Raw genomic sequence first — 19,987 nt, forward strand, 5'->3', positions numbered from 1 at the left:
TGCTCAAAAATATTTCGTCCAGGTCGTTTGGTGTCTTGTCCTGCCGACAAGATTGCAAAGAAAAAAAAGTCGCAAAAATTAAGATGATTGTTTTCAGGTGTCTCATGTTTTTAAAATTAGGCATAACTCTTTTATATAAAGGGATTTCTATCTAAAAACCCTACAAAGCCTTCCAAAATTGGTAGGCTTTCCCCGGTTTTGTCTTTTTTGACCCCTCTATTATTTATCATTATTTTAACTTCAATTTTTCAATTGGACTTGTTACTTTTCCAAGCCCTTCACTACTTACATGTGTATATATTTGAGTTGTTTTTGGATTCTTATGCCCCAATAATTCTTGTATATACCTTAAGTTAGTTCCACCTTCCAATAGGTGGGTTGCATAACTGTGTCTTAGTGTATGCAAGCTAACACTTTTATTAATTTTAGCCAATCTTTTTGCCTTATGAAATACCTCTTCAAGGCTAGTTTCGGTATACTTACCGCCTTTCTGCCCTTCAAATAAATATTTTTTTGGTTTATATACTACATAATATTTTCGTAGCATTTCTAAAATTGTTTCAGACAAAGGAACAATCCTATCTCTATTACCTTTTGAATCTTTTATTGTAATTATCATTCGTTTTGAATCCACATGGTTAATTTCCATATTCAAGAGTTCACTTCTTCTTAAGCCTCCTGAATATATTAATGCCAACATGGTTTTATGCTTAATATTACTTAAGCCGTTCAGCATTGTTTCAACCTCACTTAAACTTAATACCTGAGGAAGTTTAAATGCTTTTTTAGGGCGATGAATTTGTTCAACATTGATTTTAGTATTCTCAATTTTGCTAAAAAATAATTTTATCGCATTCACTACTTGATTTTGATACGATGCCGATAAGTTATTTTTTAAAATAAACTCATTGTTGTAAATAATAACATCGTTGTTATTTATTTCGGAAATCGGTTTACTAGAATAAAATTTTAAAAACGATTGCAAAGCTTCTGTATATGTTTTAATAGTGCTTTCGCTGTATCTTTTGCTGCGCAACCAATATTTGTATTTTAATATTTTGCTTAGTGTTTCTTTGGAGAGTTCATTGCTAGTTATTTTTTTGTGGCTAACAAGTACGTTAGCGGAATCTTCAATTTTTTCAGGAATAGGGCCTATAACCTCTATGGTAGCTATGTTTTTAAGCAGTCTGAGGATTTCTTTTAGATTTTCTTTGGTGTTATTTACTATCCAACATTTATTGGTTTGGCTCCAACGTGCATGGTCTATTGTTTTTAATATAGCTTGTAATTCTTTATTAAATGGGAATACAACAGCAAAAACTTTTTGTCCTCGGTGTTCTATTGGTTTTATGGTAACAGTAAGCTGCAATAAATTGCTATGTTAATTAATCTCCCACGTGTTTTTCCCTCTCAACAAATCATCTAAATTTCCTTTCCCCTTTTGTTGGATAGTATTTTCAATTTGTTGGTTAAAATCTTCTTCGTAGGTATTTCTTTCCTCTTCGTAAAACACGCCAAATGGTCGTGGTAAATGATTATCTGCAGTAGCATCATTAAAAAAGCGTACCAACATTTCTGCTTTTACTCTGTCTTTTTCATCGTGTATCCACAAATCATTTGCAGATACATTCGCTTCGTTTACATTTACCACAATCGGAGTAAAGCCGTCTAACTTAATTCCTTTTTCGTTGTTGTCGCCAAATAGCAATGGTTTGCTTTGTTCTACAAAAATGGTTTCGTTTTTCTTGCTCGATTTTTCGGTAAACACTTCAAAAGCCCCATCGTTAAATACATTGCAGTTTTGATAAATTTCTAATAACGAAGTGCCTTTGTGTTTGTGAGTGCGTAAAATAAGCTCTCGCAAATGTTTAGGGTCTCTGTCCATGCTGCGTGCTACAAACGTAGCGTCTGCTCCTAAGCACAATGCTAGTGGATTAAACGGATGGTCTAGCGAGCCGTATGGAGTAGATTTTGCCACTTTCCCAATAGGCGATGTGGGAGAGTATTGTCCTTTTGTTAGTCCATAAATCTCGTTGTTGAACAATAAAATATTTACATCAAAATTTCTACGCAGTAAATGTATTAAGTGATTGCCTCCAATAGAAAGTGCATCGCCATCGCCTGTTACAATCCAAACGCTTAAATCGGGGCGCACGGCTTTAAGTCCGCTAGCAACTGCTGTTGCACGACCATGTATGCTATGCATGCCATAGGTTTCCATGTAATACGGAAAGCGCGATGAACAGCCAATTCCAGATACAAATACAATTTCTTCGCGCTTCAATCCAATTTCGGGCAATACGCTTTGTACTTGTTTTAATATAGAATAATCTCCGCAACCCGGGCACCAACGTACATCTTGGTCGGTAGTAAAATCTTTTGCTGTAAGTGGTTTATCTAGTAATGTATCCATGTTTTAAAATAGAATGTCTAATATCTACATTCGAAAAATAATTTATTCCGGATTTAGATATTAGGATTTAGATAGTTGAATTACTCTGTTTTTTATTTCTGCTGCTGTAAATGGCATTCCTTTTATTTTATTTAATCCAATTGCATCTACCAAATATTTCGAACGAATAAGCATCAACAGTTGCCCCATGTTCATTTCTGGGATAAGTACTTTTTCGTAATTACGTAAAATAGTACCTAAATTTTTTGGTAGCGGATTTAGGTATCTGATATGCGCTTGTGATACATCATGACCTTCGTCTATCAATTCTTTAACAGCTGTTTTTATAGAGCCAAATGTAGAGCCCCAGCCCAGTACAAGCACTTTCCCTTTTCCGTTTCCTTGTTCAATTTTTTGTTCGGGTATATAGTCAGCAATTTTTTCAACTTTTTGTGCCCTCAAACGTACCATGAATTCATGGTTATCGGGGTCGTATGAAATATTGCCCGTTTCATGTTCTTTCTCTAGTCCGCCAATACGGTGCTGTAAGCCTTTTGTGCCAGGCAACGCCCACGGACGAGATAGTTTTTCATCCCGCTTATAAGGCAAAAACGTATTTTCTGAATTTTTTTCGGTAGTAAATTTTACGTGAATGTCTTTCAAATCCTTTGCTTTGGGGAATTTCCAGGGTTCAGAACCATTGGCGATGTATCCATCAGAAAGAAAAAAGATAGGAGTCATGTGCTGCACTGCAATAAGACATGCCTCATAAACAGCATCAAAACAATCGGACGGAGATTGTGCTGCAATAACCGGAACCGGGCATTCGGAGTTTCTTCCAAACAAAGCTTGCAACAAATCTGCTTGTTCTGTTTTGGTAGGCAATCCTGTGCTTGGTCCGCCACGTTGCACATTTACAATTACCAACGGCAATTCTAACATAGTAGCCAATCCTATGGCTTCACCTTTAAGTGCAATTCCAGGCCCGGAAGATGCTGTTACGCCAAGCGAGCCTCCAAATGAGGCGCCAATTGCAGCAGTTACAGCAGCTATTTCATCTTCGGCTTGAAAGGTGCCCACGCCAAAATTTTTATGTTTCGATAATTCGTGCAGAATATCCGATGCCGGAGTAATTGGATAGGTAGCGTAAAATAACTTGAGTTTTGATTTGTCACCCGCAGCAATCAAGCCTAATGCAGCTGCTTGATTCCCTGTAATGCTTCTGTAGGTGCCCTTAGCCATTGGTGCAGCTTTTACAACATACCTATTCATAAATGTTTCGGTAGTATCTCCATAGCTGTAGCCGGCCTTCAGTACTTTGATATTTGCATCTGCTATTTCAGGCTTTTTCTTAAAAGTTTCTTTTATATAATCAATAGAGAAATCGATATTCCTGTTGTACATCCAATACACAAAACCTAACACAAACATGTTTTTGCATCGGTCTATTTCTTTGGTGCCAAGTCCGGAACCTTCTAAGCATGTTTTGGTAAGCTTTGTTACATCAATAGTTTTAAGCTCGTACTCGTTAAGAGACCCATCTGTCAAAGGATTAACATCCTTTGGGAATTTTGCCAACAATAAATTTTTAGGATCAAAACCATCGGTATTTGCAATTATAATTCCACCTTTTTTTAATGTCTTCAAATTGGCTTTTAAACCTGCAGCATTCATAACTACTAGCACATCGCACACATCGCCTGCGGTATAAACATTTACACTGCCAAAATGCAATTGAAATCCGGAAACGCCTGCCAATGTTCCTTGCGGAGCACGAATCTCAGCCGGAAAATTAGGGAATGTACTTATGTCGTTTCCTACCAGTGCAGAAGTAGAAGTAAATTGGGAACCTGTTAGTTGAATACCATCACCGGAATCGCCAGCGAAAAGAATCACAACATTTTTCTTGTCTTGTATTGTAGTGCTCATACCCACAAATAACTAATTGCTAAAAATAATGTTGCAAAGTTAGTGTAAAATAATAAAAACAATCATTAATTGATTGCGTTTATTGAGTCTCCTTTGCGTTTTTGGGATTCTTGCGTTATATTAGTGAATGCTTTATTGATATTTTTATGCGAAATACTATTTTTCTAATCTTTGCGCTGTTTACTTTTAGCAGTCTGCTTGCAAACGATGATTGTTCAAATGCACTAGCTGTTCCGGTTGCTAATAGTGCTTCGTCTTGTGTGTCAACTTCGGTAAATACTGCAGGTTCTACACAGTCTTCCGATGCGGCTTCTTGTATAAGTACTTCGCAAGACGATGATGTTTGGTATTCGTTTGTGGCAACAAGTACGGATATTACGCTTAAGGTATCCAATGTAAATTCGAGCAATGGGAACAATACAATTTATGCGCCTGGATTTGTGATTTACGAAGCCGGTTGCGGTGGAACAGAAATTAGATGTGATGCACGTGTTTCTGATAATGGCGGTACGAATGATACATTGCAACTGCATAGTTTAATTATAGGAGAAACCTATTATGTGAGAACATTTTTTTGGGGAGGCCCCAACAGCGGAACATTTGATTTGTGTGCGTTTGAAGATGCTCCATCGAACGATGAGTGTGCCACACCCACCTACCTGTCAACAGGAATTGGTCCGGTTTGCAATATACTTAGTTCGTATAGAGGCACTACTTCCAATGCTACAGCAAGTGCTATAGCCGAAAGTAGTTGTGGTAGTGCTGTTGATATGGATGATGATGTATGGTTTACATTCTATGTATATAGCGCAAATACAACGGTAGAAGTTACCGGACTGGGAAATTTTGATGCCGTAGTAGAAGTGTACAGTGGCTGCTCTGCCGGTTCTTTGGTGGCGTGTCAAGATTCTTTTGCCGCAGGTGCTACAGAGAAGGTAAGGCTTACGGGGCTTACCGTTGGTAGTTTTTACTTTGTGCGAGTAGCAGATTATAATAATACAGTGCCATCTAATTCGCAATTTGATATTTGTATATACGATTCTGCGCCCACATCAACAGTTCCTCCAAATGATAATTGTAGCGGAGCTATCACGATAAATGTTGGAGCAAATGCCAATGCCTGTTCCGGAACGGCTGTAAATACAAACAATGCAACGCAATCATCAAATCCTTCCAATTGTCTTATCTCTTCTCAAGACGATGATGTATGGTATAAGTTTGTGGCAACAGGAAGTACCATTCGATTAAAAGTTTTGAATAGGAGTAGCACTAGTACCTACGCCTTTATGTCTGTTTATAGCGGTAGTTGTAGTGGAACTGAAATAAAATGCAGGTCGCAGCTAACAGGAGATACGCTACTTTTATTGGGATTAGTTGTAGGAAATACGTATTACGTTAGAACCGGTTATAATGGCTCTTCTACAAGGGGTACATTCAATATTTGTGCGTATCAAACCTCTCCTGCCGCAATTAATGATGTATGCGGTACTGGAGCTATAACGCTATCTGTAGGTACATCATGCAATTTTAGCACGCACAATACTGCAGGTGCTGCTGCTCAAAACCCGCCAGCATCTTGTTCGGGAGGTAATGTGGCCGAAGATGTGTGGTTCAAATTCGTTGCTCCAACAGCCAATGCAACCGTTAAAGTAAGCGGACAAACTAATTTTGATGCAGTTGTTGAAGTGTATTCAACCTGCTCTTCAACTGTCGCGTTGGGCTGTTCGGATAATCCTTCGGCTCCTGCCGCAACCGAACAATTATCGTTTACCAATTTAGTACCTAACAATACGTACTATGTTCGGGTGTACGATTATTTTCCGTCAACCGCAGGCAACAGTTTTGATATTTGTATATTCGATTCTATAACTGCAAATTCAATCATTACCAACCAAGTAAACATAATTACTGTTTTCCCAAATCCGGCAACCAATAAAGTTGAAATACAAAACCTTTCATTAGAAAATGGTGTAAATGAGGTTGTTATATTAAATACAAACGGACAAGTGGTTAAAAAAGAGACTGTTGCAGCGGAGAAAATTTTGGTATCTGTTTCTGATTTACCAAGAGGGCTATATATTGTACGTACGTCCAACAGCAAACACCTGTATATCAATAAATTGATTTTAGATTAAGCTGTTTAAGTTCCATTAGAATACCATTATTATTGGGTTTCCTGTTTTTGTTAACATTAATTTAACATACAAAAGGTGTTTCTTAAAGTACCTTTGCTCGTGTGATTTCAACAATTGAATGTTAATAAACTCAAAAACAATGAAAGCAAAAAAATTACTATCAGTAACAACCCTCTTCTTTTTATTCCTCTTTAATGCATTTTCGCAGGCTCCGTCTAACGATGAGTGTAGTGGCGCAATAACTATTTCAGTAGCACCTAACTCCGGTTCTTGTGGCACGTATAGCCTAAACGTAGATACGTGGGGTGCAACTCAGTCATCAGCAAGTGCAACGTGTGTAACGTCATCACAAGATGATGATGTGTGGTACAAATTTGTTGCAACAGGTTATAACGCTTATTTTTCTGTAAGCAATGTTTATAACGACAACGGTAATGCAGCAGCATGGAGACCAGGTTTTGTTATATATAGTGGTTCATGTTCAAGCCTTACACAAATTGCATGTAACGCAAATGTGGCTAGCACAAGTGATTTAGCTTCTGTTTCAGGATTAACACCTGGGAATACCTATTACGTAAGAACATTTTTAGCCGGATCTCCAAATTCCGGATATTTCGATTTGTGTGTTTATACTACTAGCTTAGCAGCAACTCCACCAGCAAATGATGCTTGTTCAAATGCAACTTCAGTAACAGTAGGAACAACCTGCAATTATACAAGCGGGACGAATGTTAATGCAACACAATCGTATGCGCCCTGTGGAGGTTCTTCGGCATTAGATGTTTGGTATAAGTTTACCGCAACAGCTACAACAGCAACTATATCTGTAGCGCCAACCGGATCTATGGATATTGTTTATCAAGTATATACAGCTTGTGTAAGTACAAGTACTTTTAGCCCCTGTGTTGACAACGGAAGTTCGGGCACAGAAACATCTGTCCAAAATGGGTTGACAATAGGAACACAGTATTACGTTCGAGTTTATGGGTGGAGCGGAGCAACAGGAGCATTTAATCTTTGTATTCAATCCGCAGCGCCATCAGCACCTGCAAATGATGCATGTGCTAATGCGATAACCTTAACTCCAGGTACATCTTGTTCTCCAACATCTGGAACAAACGTAAATGCAACTCAAACTTATGCAGCATGTTTAGGTTCAAGTGCAAAAGATGTTTGGTATAAATTTATCGCAACAGCCGCTACTGCTACAATTACAGTAGCTCCAGGTTCTAATTTAGATGCGGTTTATCAACTGTACACATCATGCTCTTCGACTTCTAATCTAGGCACTTGTGTTGATAATAATTTTTCTCAAGGCGGTACAGAATCTAATGCACACGGCAGCTTAACTGTTGGTTCTACATATTATATTAGGGTGTATGGCTTTAATGGCTCTGCAGATGCATTTACTATTTGTGTGGCTTCGGCAACATCATCAGGAAATCCTCCTGCAAACGATAATTGTAGTGCAGCTACTACTCTAAATGTTAATGCTTCTTGCAGTTATACACCGGGTAATAGTGCTAATGCTACTCAAGTGTACGTTAATTGTAGCAATGGAAGTAATGCCGCAAAAGATGTGTGGTATAAATTTGTCGCAACTGCATCAACTGCAACAGTTACAGTTGCTGGAGGCTCATCCTTCGATCCGGTATTTGAGGTGTATTCAAACTGTAACGGAACAAGAGTTTCTACTTGTGTTGATTACGATACAAATAATGGTGGCATAGAAACGGAGGGATTAAGCAGCTTAACTGTTGGGAACACCTATTTGATTCGTGTGTACGACTATGCAGGAGGAACAGGTACATTTAATATTTGTGTGGTATCTTCTGCTTCTTCAAATGCGTCTAACGATGCGTGTGGCAATGCAATTACATTAACAGCAAGCGCTTCTTGTAATTATACTACAGCGTCTAATATTGGTGCAACCATGTCAGGATTTTTACCTTGTGGTAATTTCTTCTCGCCTAAAGATGTATGGTATAAGTTTACTGCAACTGCTACTACTATGTATATCAATATGGCTGGGCAAGGTTCTTTTGATGCAGGTTTTGAAGTATTAGATGCTTGTAGTGGAAATAGCTTAGCTTGTGTAGATTCAACAGGTGGTGGTGCAGTTGAAATGGGTAAAATAACTGGTTTAACAACTAATCAAACTTATTTTATACGTGCATACGAAAGCTTTGGCGGAACAGGTGCGTTTGGTATTTGTGTATATTCTGCCCAATCTGCAGCTTCTTCAAATGACGATTGCTCTAATGCTACCGCATTAACTGTAAACGGAACAAATTGCAATATGATAACAGGTTCTACCAACGGTGCAACTCAAACGTATACTGGTTGTTCCGGAAATGCAGACGATGATGTGTGGTATAAATTTACGCCAACATATGGAAAAATGGCTGTTTATGTGCAAGGTCAGGCTGGTTTCGATCCGGTAATACAGTTGTTTACTGCTTGTAATCCTTCTGCAGGACAAGCTTGTAAAAATGCAACTGGTGTTGGAGGTTCTGAGATTATTCAGTCAAACGTAACTATTGGTGCTACTTATTATGTTAGAGTATATGATGCAGGTACAGGAAGTAATTCTTCTTCATTCAGCATCTGTGCTTACAATGATCCAAGTGTTGGTATTGCTGAAGAAGCTGTGCAAGGAGCAGAGGTGTTGGTTTACCCAAATCCAACCAGTGCATCTGTTAATATGGTAATCGGCTCGACAGATAAAAACGCAAAAGTTGTTTTTGTAAATACTCAAGGACAGATTATAAAAGAGTTTTCGGCTCAAGGTTCAAATGCGCTAAATACATTTGATATTTCGGATGTAGCAAAAGGTATTTACTTTGTGCAGTGTGTATCTAGCGAAGGTGTTACCACTAAACGTTTATTAGTAGAATAATTAAATTGAGAAATTTGAAATATAAAGGAGGCTGTTTCGTAGAGACAGCCTCCTTTTTTTATGCTTGTTTGTAAAATAGTAATGTTTAAATATAAGAGTAGTTGGTTATAACCAAAAGCCTACTTATTTTTAAGCGAAAATTTAATCATAACGTGATATGAAATACACTCCTCGCTCAAATGCACTTTTAGTTTTGCAAGATGGAAAAGTTTTTCATGGGAAAGCAGCCGGAAAAATTGGGACTACCACCGGTGAAATTTGCTTTAATACAGGCATGACAGGTTATCAAGAAGTATTTACCGACCCTTCTTATTTTGGTCAAATTTTGGTAGCAACCAACGTACATATTGGCAATTACGGCATTCATGCCGAGGAAGTAGAGTCCGAAACGGTAAAAATAGCCGGCTTTGTTTGTCGCCAGTTTAGTGAGTTTTATTCTCGTGCCGCTGCTTACACTTCTATAAAAGAGTATTTTGAACGAGATAATATTGTTGCTATTTGTGATGTTGATACGCGCGCATTGGTGCGTTATATCAGAGATAAAGGCGCTATGAATGCGATTATATCTTCCGAAATAACAGATGTAGAGTTGCTAAAACAACAATTGGCCAAAGTGCCATCTATGCAAGGGTTGGAGCTGTCTTCGAAAGTGGCAACTAAAAAATCATATACTGTTGGTAATGCAAATGCAAAACATAAAGTTGCGTTGTTGGATTTGGGTGTAAAGAAAAATATTATTAGAAGTCTTGTAGAACGAGATTGTTTAGTACATGTATTTCCAATGAAATCAACACTTGCAGCTATGTTAGCTTGGGAACCTAGCGGATTCATGATTTCAAATGGTCCTGGAGATCCGGGTGTGATGAAAGATGAAATTAAATTGGTAAAAGAAATTATTAATGCCGGATTGCCTGTGTTTGGTATCTGTTTGGGGCATCAGTTGCTTGCAGAGGCAAATGGGATTTCTACATTTAAAATGCATTCGGGTCATAGAGGAATAAATCATCCGGTGAAAAATATACTTACAGGAAAATCTGAAATTACCTCACAGAACCATGGGTTTTCGGTACATGCAGACGATGTGAAAAAAGTAAAGAATATAGAGATAACACATGTTAATCTAAACGACAATACCATCGAAGGATTGCGAATGACAGATAAGAACGTGTTTTCAGTACAGTACCATCCGGAAGCCTGTCCCGGGCCTTACGATGCACGTTATTTGTTTGATGATTTTGTAAAAAACATGTCGAGTGTTAAGCAGCTTGCAAACTAGGATGACAGTTTCGGATGTTATCAAAGAATTAAAAAAAGTAAGTGATGCAAGTCGGTTGTCCGGCATGAGTTCCTTTGGTATTGATGTATCTAAAGCAATTGGTGTTTCTATTCCAAATGTTAGAGCACTTGCAAAAAAAATAAAAACAAATCATTCTCTAGCATTGCAATTGTGGGATACAGAAATTCACGAGGCTAGAATATTGGCATCTATGATTGCAGATTCGAAACAAGTAACCAAATCCTTGTTTAATAAGTGGGTTGCAGATTTTAACTCTTGGGATTTGTGCGATCAAACATGCGGAAACTTATTAGACAAAACACCTTTTGCGATTGACAAAGCAATTGAATTCTCTAAGAATAAAAGAGAATATGTAAAACGTGCCGGGTTTGTCTTGATGGCTGCACTTGCCGTTCATGATAAAAAAGCAGACGATGCAGTTTTTATAAATTTCTTGCCAATCATTCAGCGAGAAGCAAATGATGAGCGAAATTTTGTTAGAAAGGCTGTTAATTGGGCTCTCCGGCAAATTGGAAAGCGAAATAAAAAACTAAATAGGGCCGCTCTTTTGTGTGCTGAGAGTATCTTAACACAAGAATCAAAATCGGCAAAATGGATTGCAACAGATGCAATACGAGAATTAAAAAGCAAGAAATTCTAACCACTAAATTAAGACTAATGCAAACTAAACTTACTGAACTATTAAATATCGACTTCCCATTAATTATGGCTCCCATGTTTTTGGTAAGTAACGAATCTATGCTTGTAGAGGGTATGAAATCGGGAGTTGCAGCGTCATTCCCATCTTTGAATTACAGAGACGAAAAAGAGTTGGCAGAAATACTTGATAAACTAAATACAGAAAAAAATAAGGTAGCAAAAGGAACATACGGAGTTAATTTAATCGTGCAAAAAACAAATATATATTACGAAAAGCATTTGAAAATTTGTGTGGAGAAAAAGGTGCCTTTTTATATAACATCGCTCGGTAGCCCAAAGCAAGTAATTGATATGGCACACAGCTATGGAGCTAAAGTTTTTTGCGATGTTACTAATATTGTGCATGCACAAAAATGTTTTGAATTGGGCTGTGATGGATTTATTGCAGTGGGGCAGGGGGCCGGAGGCCATGCGGGTTCTATATCTTTACAAATTTTAGTGCCTGCGCTAAAAAATAAATTTCCTGATACGCCTGTTGTTTCAGCCGGAGGGATAGCAACCGGTGCAGGTGTGCTTTCTATGTTGGCATTGGGCGCAGCGGGCGTATCGGTGGGTACACGATTTATTGCTACTAAAGAAGCTTCTGTTAGCAGCGAATATAAAAATGCTATTGTTGATGCAAAAATGGATGATATTGTGCTCACAGAAAAAATTTCCGGAACTCCCTGTACAATTATAAATACTCCATTTGCTAAAAAGATTGGCTACAAACAAAATTGGTTCGAAAAATTATTGTCAAACAACAAGCGTACGAAAAAATATTTTAAAATGTTGGTGCAGTTTCGTGGAATGAAAAATTTAGAAAACGCTGTGAAGCCCGGTAATTATAATAATTTGTGGTGTGCCGGACAAAGTGTAGAATTGATAAACGAAATAAGTTCTGTGAAAGAAGTAATTGATAAAATGAAATCAGAGACGAGTGTTGCATTGAAAAATCTTACCAATCTTGTTCACTAGCAAATAGCGGCTATTTTTTAAAAGTGATTCTGCTTTTTTTGAACACCCAGTTCCGTATTTAGTCTACTTAGTTTTTTTCTTACGTTTATTAACCTACAAATGTTTGTAAATTAAGTTTAATAGCTAGTGTTTTTTCTGTTTTTATTCCTTTTTTTCGTAACTTAAGTAGGATAATCTAAGTATAAGTAGTTAGTGTTATAGTTATAGTTATAGTTATGGTCAATAAAATCTTTAAATTTTATATTTCTCTTTTCTCGTTTTTTTTGGTGTGGATGAATAGTTACTCTGCCAATTATTACTCTGTAATTGCTGCTACAGACCCTAATGCAACAGCAAGCTGGACTCAAAACTCTGATGGCACGGCCGGGGTTCAACCTCCCAATTTTACTACAGCAGGCGATGTCTTTATTGTACGAAATGGAAGCACGATGACAACTTCCGCAACTTGGGCTGTAACAGGCAGTGTGGAGGTTTCATTTGGAGGGTCGTTGACTTATGGTCACGATAGTAGTGTTGGTGGGTATATAAAAAATGAGGGGACTCTCAATACCACATCAGCTAATACAGATTTAGTGGTTACAGGAAACATAATATATAATGGGGGTACTACTGCATTCGGTAATAACAACAATACCATAAGCACCGCTGCTGGTACGTTTAGTGTGAGTGGAACCTGTTCTATAACCGGAGATAATAATACCCGTTCTCTCTCTGCTTCTCTAATGGAAGTTACTAGCGGGGCTTCTATTACTTTCAATGGACAAAGCTACACATTTACTAGTACCAATATAAATGGCACGGTTAATTTTGCCAGTACAACCGGTACAAAGTCATTAGGAGCTTTAAGTATTAGTTCAACGGGTAGTTTTGTTTCAATAAATGAAACGTTTGCTGTAACTACAGTTAATTTGACCGGAGCGGACTTTAATACACTGGGAGGAAACACTCCAACCATAAATGCATCAGGAGACGTAACTATTGGAGCGGGAACTACCTCCATTGGTCGTTCTACTTGGAACGTTACCGGCAATTTTAATGTAAACGGAACTGCAACTTTCTCGTCCGGAACAGGAACTAAAACAATTGGTGGAAATGCAAATATTGCTGCCGGAGGCAATTGGAATTGCACAGCTAGCCCATCATTTAGAATACGAGGAAATTTAGATATAGACGGCACTTTTACTTCAGGAAATGGTATTTATTATTTTGATGGTGGTGGTGCCCAACAAATACTGGGGGATCAAGCCAGTGCAACAATTGCTTATATTTCAGTTGATGGCGGAACAACCTTAACAAATAATTTAACAACCTTAAATATTAGTACGAGTTTGCAAACATCTGCAGGAGCTGGCACATTTGTAGTAGCTGCCGGAACTACTATTAACTATTCTGGTGCTGGTACAGGAACCTCCTTAGATGTTACGACCCTAGATACTGATCAAGCGAATTGTACGTTCAATTATGCAAGAGGAAACACCCAAACGGTAAAATCTACCACTTATCACAATTTAATTTTTTCGGGAGGAGCCTTTGTAAAAACACTTGGCGGTGCTATTACGGTCAACAACAACCTTTGGATTCAAACCGGAACACTTGACATGAGCACATTTGATATTGCTGGGAATGCAGTGGGTACATTTACTATGGCTGCTTCTACTGCGCTCAGAGTTGGCAACACAGGTTCTGCTGTTGCAGTTGCTTTTCCTTCTGGCTTTACCGCAGGGAATATTTCACTAAACGCTTCAAGTACAGTTACGTATCAAGCTAATACAGCTCAAACAGTTAGTTCAGTCCCCACTTATGGTAATTTAACACTATCTACAAGCGGAAATAAAACTTTGGGTGGGGCCACTACTAATGTTGGTGGAACCCTTACAGTTAGTTTAGGTCCAACCTTAGTTATTGGGGCCAATACGCTTAATGTAACTGGTGGTAATTGTGTTAATACTGGGGAAATTACAATTTCCACAGGTCATTTGGATATTGCAGACAGTTACGATTATACAAGTACAGGCAATTTAACATTTTCCGGAGCAGGTACAATGGAGGTGGGGGATGACTGGACAAATACAGGAACATTTACGCCTAACGTTTCTACGGTTACATTCAATGGCACGCAAGCCACGCAGCAAGTTGCCTCTGAAACCATGAGTTTTTATAATTTGGTGTTGAATAATTCCACGTCTACGAATGATTTTACGGTAGTGGATGGATCTACTGTTTCTATTACCAACAATCTTACTATTACCAGTGGAGAGTTTATTTTTGATAGCACGGATGATTTGGCTGTAACCAATGCTACTACCATTAATACAGGTGGAACTCTGCGTGTATCAGGAACTATCACTTACGACTTGGGTGCAACAACACAAATAAATGGAGCAGGACAAATCGAAGGATCTAATAATAATCCAATTGTGAATTGTGGAGCATTAACCATGGACGGGACTTCTGCGGTGGGTGGTAATAATGGAAGCAGGACACACGATATTAATTGCACCTCTCTTACAGTTGCATCTACTGCCACCGGAGCACAAATAGAAGACTGTGATTTTACTGTAACCGGAGGGGGAACGGCAACCATAAATGGAGTTTTGGACTTTACAGATAATACAGGCACAAAAAGCTTTACAGGGGATGTAATTATAAATGACACCGATGGCTCTTGGTCTTCAAGCGGAAATGAAAGTATTTCTATTGCCGGAAATTTAACTATTGACGATTCTTTTTCTTCTGGTACAGGGACATACACTTTTAGTGGTGCTACAAAAAACATAACAACTACCGCAGGTGTAGCTTCTGCTACTTTCAGTGGACCAGTAGTTTTTTCAGGCACATACACCAATGCAATAGCTACATTAAATTTTGCTGGCACTATTACAACCAATGGTGGTGGTAGCATTACTATAAATGCCACTACTGTTAACTGTGCCAGTACCATTACAAATAATGGTGATATTGTAATTACAAGTGGCACGTGGAATGCAAATGGAGGAAACCTTACCAACGATGGAACTATTACAATTGCTACTGGATTGTTAGATATTGCAGATGGGTACGATTATAATGGCACTGCAGGATTGGGTACACTTACATTTACCGGAGCAGGAACAATGGAGGTAGGAGATGATTGGAATAATACCGGCACCTTTAATGCGAATGTTTCTACCGTTACATTCAATGGCAATCAAGCATCACAAATTGTTGCAGCAGAAGCACAAGCGTTCTATAATTTAGTACTTAATAATACTACCAATACAAATGATTTTACTTTTCCTGATGGTCTAACTACTTCAGTTAGTAATAATCTTACTGTTACTAGTGGCGACATAATTTTAAATACCGCTGATGTGCTAACTGTTTCAGGCGCAACTACTTTTGCGACCAACGGACATTTATATCTTGACAATACTGCAGGTACCATTGCAAACTTGGGAACTGCAACAACTATGAATGGAGCTTCCTTTATTCATGGTACAGGTAGTAATGGTGTAATAAACTGTGGCGCATTAACAATGGATGGCACGTCCTATACAACTAGCGACAATGCCAATAGAGCATATGACATTAATTGTACATCTCTTACCATACCAAGCACTGCAACCGGTGTTATAATTGCTGATTGTGATTTTAGCGTTACCGGTGGGGGGACTGCTACCATTAACGGTATAATTGATTTTAGTGATAATTCGGGAACAAAAACTTTTTCCGGAGATGTAATTATAAACGATACGGATGGCTCTTGGTCATCCAGTGGTAACGAAAGTTTTTCAATAGGAGGAAGCTTACAGGTGGACGATTCTTTTTCTTCAGGCACAGGAACTTATACATTTACAGGAGCTACTAAGAATATAACAACCACTGCCGGGGTGGCATCGGTAACATTTGGAGGAGCTGTGGTGTTTTCAGGTACATATACCAACTCAATCGCAACGTTAAACTTTAGCAGTACACTTACTGTTGATGCAGGAGGTTCTTTGGCCTTGGCTGCGACAACTGCAAATGTAAATGGAGGCAATGTTTCTAATGATGGAACTATAACAATTAGTACCGGTGTGCTTGATATTGCAGATGGTTATGATTATACCTCTGTCGTTGCGGGTAATGGGACTCTAACCTTTTCAGGGGCTGGAAGTATGGAAGTTGGCGATGATTGGCTTAATACCGGAACATTTACCGCAGCTCAATCTACAGTTACGTTTAACGGTAATCAAGCTTCACAAACAGTTTCATCAGAGGCTCAAGCATTTTATAATTTGGTGTTAAATAATACAACTTCTACTAACAATTTTGTTTTTACCAATGCGGTAACAGTAACTGTAAATAACAATTTTACCCTTACCAGTGGTGAAATGCTTTTTGATGGTACCGAAACATTTGATGTGCCTGCCGCTGCAGGCAACTCAATCATTCAGACAGGTGGTTACATAAATGTGAATGCAAATGACGTTACCATTAATTTTTTAGGCACTGGCGGTTTGGCCATGCAAGGAGCTGCAAGAATTGGTGACACAGGAAACAATACCGGTGATGTGTTTTGTAAGTTTTTATCTGTAGCTGCTGGAGCTACTGCTCGAATTGGGGATGTAGATTTTACCTGTAACAATGATGCCACTATCGATGGTTCTTTAGAGTGGGACGATGCTACCGGAACTAAAACCATAACAGGTAATTTATTGGTAAATGGAACAGGTACATGGAATAATTCAAGTAACGAAGGATTTACGATTGGCGGAAACGTAACCAACGATGGTGGAACATGGAGTGGCGGAACAACAGCGGGAGCTTACGTGATGACAGGAACAGCTAAAACAATAAACAGTACAGGCGGAAGTTTACATATGTATTCATTACAAGTAAATGTCTCCGTTCAGAATAATGTAAATTCATTTACTATTTATAATGATTTAACCGGAGTGGGCACAATCACTAATGCAGCTTCTAAAACTCTTTATATTGGAGGGGATGCTACAATTACTGGATTAACTGCAAATACTGCTAATAATATTGTAAGATACAACGGATCGGCTGCGCAAAGTGTAAAAGGAACAACGTATGTTAATTTAATAATTGAAAATTCAACAACAACATCGGTGCTTACTGCAGCCGCTAATATTACCTGTAACGGTTATTTAAATGTTACCGGAGGAATTTTGAGGATAGGAAGTGGTATCGCTGTGAGTGTAAATACTGCTGAAGATGTAACCATTTCTACCGGAGGGACTATTGATTTTGCAACAGACGCAACAGGAACATTCACCTGCGGAGATCTAATTTTAAATGGAGGAACAATGGGTGGGAATCAAAATTCTGTAGTAAGTTGCCAAACAATAACCTCCAATGCTGCGGTAAATTCTACTATTGGTCGCTGTACAATGAATAATGCAGGAGCAACCACTGTAAACGGACCTTTAAATTGGAGTAATGCCAATGGTGTAAAAACATTGAGCGGAGATGTTACCATTGGAGCGACAGGTTCGTGGACAAATACGGGTAATACTGCTGTTTCTATTGCCGGTACGTTTTCGTTAGTTCCTGCTCAATCTAATTTTGACATGGGTACCGGTAATTTAACTTTTACAGGTGCAGCCAAAGGTTTTTATGCTGATTTGGGCAGCTTAATATTTACAGACGATTTAGTAATAAGCGGAAGTTATACAAACTATACAAACACACTAACTGTAGGTAGAGATGTAAGTGGAGGAGGAAGTCTGGCGAATGATGCGGGTAATCTAATTCAAATAGGAAGAAACATGACTATGGCAAATTTTGATGCCACAAGTTTGGGCGAAAATACCGTAGAGTTTAATGGAACACAAAATCAAACAATCAATGTAGCCACCCAGTTTAGAACGCTAAAAATAACTAATACAGGCATTGCTGGGGCTAACACAGTTAGTTTCTCTGTAGATATGTCTGTTGCTACTTTGTTGGATATACAGTCAGGCGTAATGTATGTTTCTGGAGCAGGAACTAACCTTATTGGTGCTGGTGCGGTTACGATGGCAGCAGGATCGGAACTTCAGTTTTACACGGGTACAGCTGTGGTTCCTGAAATGACAGGAGTATTTACATTAGCAGCAGGTTCAAAAATTACATTCAATAGAAACAATGTTCAAACGATTGAAGGAACTCCCGGTTCTAATAACGCTTCCTACGCAGATGTAGAGTTTGCAAATGCCGCTACAAAAACCTTGAACAATGATTTATCTGTAAGCGGAAACCTTACTATATCCGGAACTGCAGTTTTATCTACTGGCGTAAATAGAAATATTACGGTGGGGGGCAATTGGACCGTTTCATCTTCCGCAGCAGATCCTTTTGTTCAGAACAGTGGTTTAGTAACCTTTAATGGGGCAGGTACGCAGGTAATTACAGCAGGGACATCCGTTACCGAAGAAACATTTTATCAATTTACTCGATCTAACGGAGGTACTACGCAACTTGCTGCAGGAGATAATATGGTTGTAACTAATCAGTTAAATATGACAAGTGGGAATTTCGATTTGAATGGTCAAACACTGACATTAGGTAGTGGTGCAGGCGCTTCCTTGTCTCGTACTTCCGGAATTTGTTACGGAGGAACATTTTCAAGGTGGTTACCAACGGGAGCAATCACAAGCACTTCGGGTAGTTTCTATGGTTTATTTCCGGTAGGAACTTCTACAGAATATCGTCCGGTTGAAGTTAGCAACACAAACGTTTCTGCTGCCGGATTATTAAATGTTCGTCATTATGATGCCGTAACGGTAACAGATGTAAGTTATGTAGATGCTTCCGATGGAGCTACTATCGAGCGTATTCATAATATGAATAACGTGATATCTGTTCCTGGTGCTTTGGCAAAAAATGGAGACCCTTCCTCAGGTCTCTCATTGCTTGCCGGAACTTTTGATGTAGCTATGACGTTTACCGGTTTAAGTAATTGGGGAACAAGCTCGTTAAGTCATATACGTCCTTCTTTGGCAGGTTCTGCAGCGCCTGGCACTTATTCTGTTAGTACAGGTTCTGTAACAAGCCCTAAAGTATATAAGTACCAAATTTCCTCTGCAGAGCTTGTGGGTACTTGGCATCCGGGCACAACAGATAAAGACCAAACCCCATTGCCTATTGAATTGCTTGAGTTTAGTGCAAAATTAAATGAGCATAAAACGGTAGATGTTTCATGGACTACCGTTACAGAAATAAATAACGAATATTTTACGGTTGAAAAATCTGCTGATGGAATTGATTTTGAAGCAGTACAGCAAATTGACGGTGCAGGCAACTCCAGTGAGGTTATATCCTACCAAATAGTTGATGAGAACCCATTTAAGGGTATTTCTTATTATAGATTAAAGCAAACAAACTTTGATGGTTCTTATACTTATTCTAAGCCAGTTTCAATCAATAATGCAATTAGTGGTGTTGTTTCTATTTATCCTAATCCATCTTTAGATGGTAGCATTACTATAAAAGTATCAGAAAATACAGCGATAGATAAATTAGTAATTACTGATATTAGTGGTAAGATTGTTTTTCAAAATAATTCGATTACTTCTGAACAAACTTCCAGTATTTCGAATAGTATTGAGGTGTCCGGATTGGCAGTAGGAGTTTATCTTGTTTCTGTTGAGCAGCAAGGAAAAGTAATCATTGAAAAGCTAATTGTTAAGTAAAATTTCTAGCAATTAGATTAT

The 19,987-nt window shown here is 38.4% G+C and carries 9 protein-coding genes; 6 read left to right on the forward strand and 3 right to left on the reverse strand.

Annotation, left to right across the window (positions count from 1 at the left end; genetic code table 11):
• Positions 1 to 229: 229 nt before the first annotated feature.
• The 3 genes from J0M08_01770 to J0M08_01780 form a co-directional block, all read right to left on the reverse strand.
• Positions 230 to 1,279 (reverse strand): site-specific integrase, encoded by a 1,050-nt coding sequence (locus J0M08_01770; protein MBN8701762.1) that lies wholly within the window; start codon positions 1,277 to 1,279, stop codon positions 230 to 232.
• A gap of 102 nt (positions 1,280 to 1,381) precedes the next feature.
• Positions 1,382 to 2,413 (reverse strand): 2-oxoacid:ferredoxin oxidoreductase subunit beta, encoded by a 1,032-nt coding sequence (locus J0M08_01775; protein MBN8701763.1) that lies wholly within the window; start codon positions 2,411 to 2,413, stop codon positions 1,382 to 1,384.
• Between the two features lie 60 nt (positions 2,414 to 2,473).
• Positions 2,474 to 4,321 carry a 2-oxoacid:acceptor oxidoreductase subunit alpha gene (locus J0M08_01780; protein MBN8701764.1) on the reverse strand — a complete coding sequence of 616 codons (1,848 nt, stop codon included), beginning with the start codon at positions 4,319 to 4,321 and terminating at the stop codon, positions 2,474 to 2,476.
• Between the two features lie 146 nt (positions 4,322 to 4,467).
• Here J0M08_01780 and J0M08_01785 point away from each other — a divergent pair, with 146 nt between their 5' ends.
• From J0M08_01785 to J0M08_01810, 6 genes are all read left to right on the forward strand, one after another.
• Positions 4,468 to 6,456 carry a T9SS type A sorting domain-containing protein gene (locus J0M08_01785; protein ID MBN8701765.1) on the forward strand — a complete coding sequence of 663 codons (1,989 nt, stop codon included), beginning with the start codon at positions 4,468 to 4,470 and terminating at the stop codon, positions 6,454 to 6,456.
• Between the two features lie 139 nt (positions 6,457 to 6,595).
• Entirely contained in the window at positions 6,596 to 9,355 is a 2,760-nt protein-coding gene (locus tag J0M08_01790) for a T9SS type A sorting domain-containing protein (GenBank protein MBN8701766.1), read from the forward strand.
• 157 nt (positions 9,356 to 9,512) lie between these two features.
• Entirely contained in the window at positions 9,513 to 10,631 is a 1,119-nt protein-coding gene (carA, locus tag J0M08_01795) for a glutamine-hydrolyzing carbamoyl-phosphate synthase small subunit (protein MBN8701767.1), read from the forward strand.
• A gap of 1 nt (position 10,632) precedes the next feature.
• The gene (locus J0M08_01800) at positions 10,633 to 11,292 is read left to right on the forward strand and encodes a DNA alkylation repair protein (GenBank protein MBN8701768.1); all 660 of its coding nucleotides are present in this window, start codon (positions 10,633 to 10,635) and stop codon (positions 11,290 to 11,292) included.
• A gap of 17 nt (positions 11,293 to 11,309) precedes the next feature.
• Positions 11,310 to 12,308, forward strand: a complete 999-nt coding sequence (locus J0M08_01805; GenBank protein ID MBN8701769.1) for a nitronate monooxygenase — start codon at positions 11,310 to 11,312, stop codon at positions 12,306 to 12,308.
• 215 nt (positions 12,309 to 12,523) lie between these two features.
• Positions 12,524 to 19,966 (forward strand): T9SS type A sorting domain-containing protein, encoded by a 7,443-nt coding sequence (locus tag J0M08_01810; protein MBN8701770.1) that lies wholly within the window; start codon positions 12,524 to 12,526, stop codon positions 19,964 to 19,966.
• Positions 19,967 to 19,987 lie beyond the last annotated feature (21 nt).

This window comes from Bacteroidota bacterium (assembly GCA_017303975.1).
In the GTDB taxonomy this organism is placed as follows: Bacteria; Bacteroidota; Bacteroidia; order JAFLBG01; family JAFLBG01; genus JAFLBG01.

Bases quoted from the DNA above. Each gene is read 5' to 3' on its own strand.
- J0M08_01775 (MBN8701763.1), bottom strand. From the start codon at position 2,413: ATGGATACATTACTAGATAAACCACTTACAGCAAAAGATTTTACTACC.
- J0M08_01780 (MBN8701764.1), bottom strand. From the start codon at position 4,321: ATGAGCACTACAATACAAGACAAGAAAAATGTTGTGATTCTTTTCGCT.
- carA (MBN8701767.1), top strand. From the start codon at position 9,513: ATGAAATACACTCCTCGCTCAAATGCACTTTTAGTTTTGCAAGATGGA.
- J0M08_01810 (MBN8701770.1), top strand. From the start codon at position 12,524: ATGGTCAATAAAATCTTTAAATTTTATATTTCTCTTTTCTCGTTTTTT.
- J0M08_01785 (MBN8701765.1), top strand. From the start codon at position 4,468: ATGCGAAATACTATTTTTCTAATCTTTGCGCTGTTTACTTTTAGCAGT.
- J0M08_01800 (MBN8701768.1), top strand. From the start codon at position 10,633: ATGACAGTTTCGGATGTTATCAAAGAATTAAAAAAAGTAAGTGATGCA.
- J0M08_01805 (MBN8701769.1), top strand. From the start codon at position 11,310: ATGCAAACTAAACTTACTGAACTATTAAATATCGACTTCCCATTAATT.
- J0M08_01790 (MBN8701766.1), top strand. From the start codon at position 6,596: ATGAAAGCAAAAAAATTACTATCAGTAACAACCCTCTTCTTTTTATTC.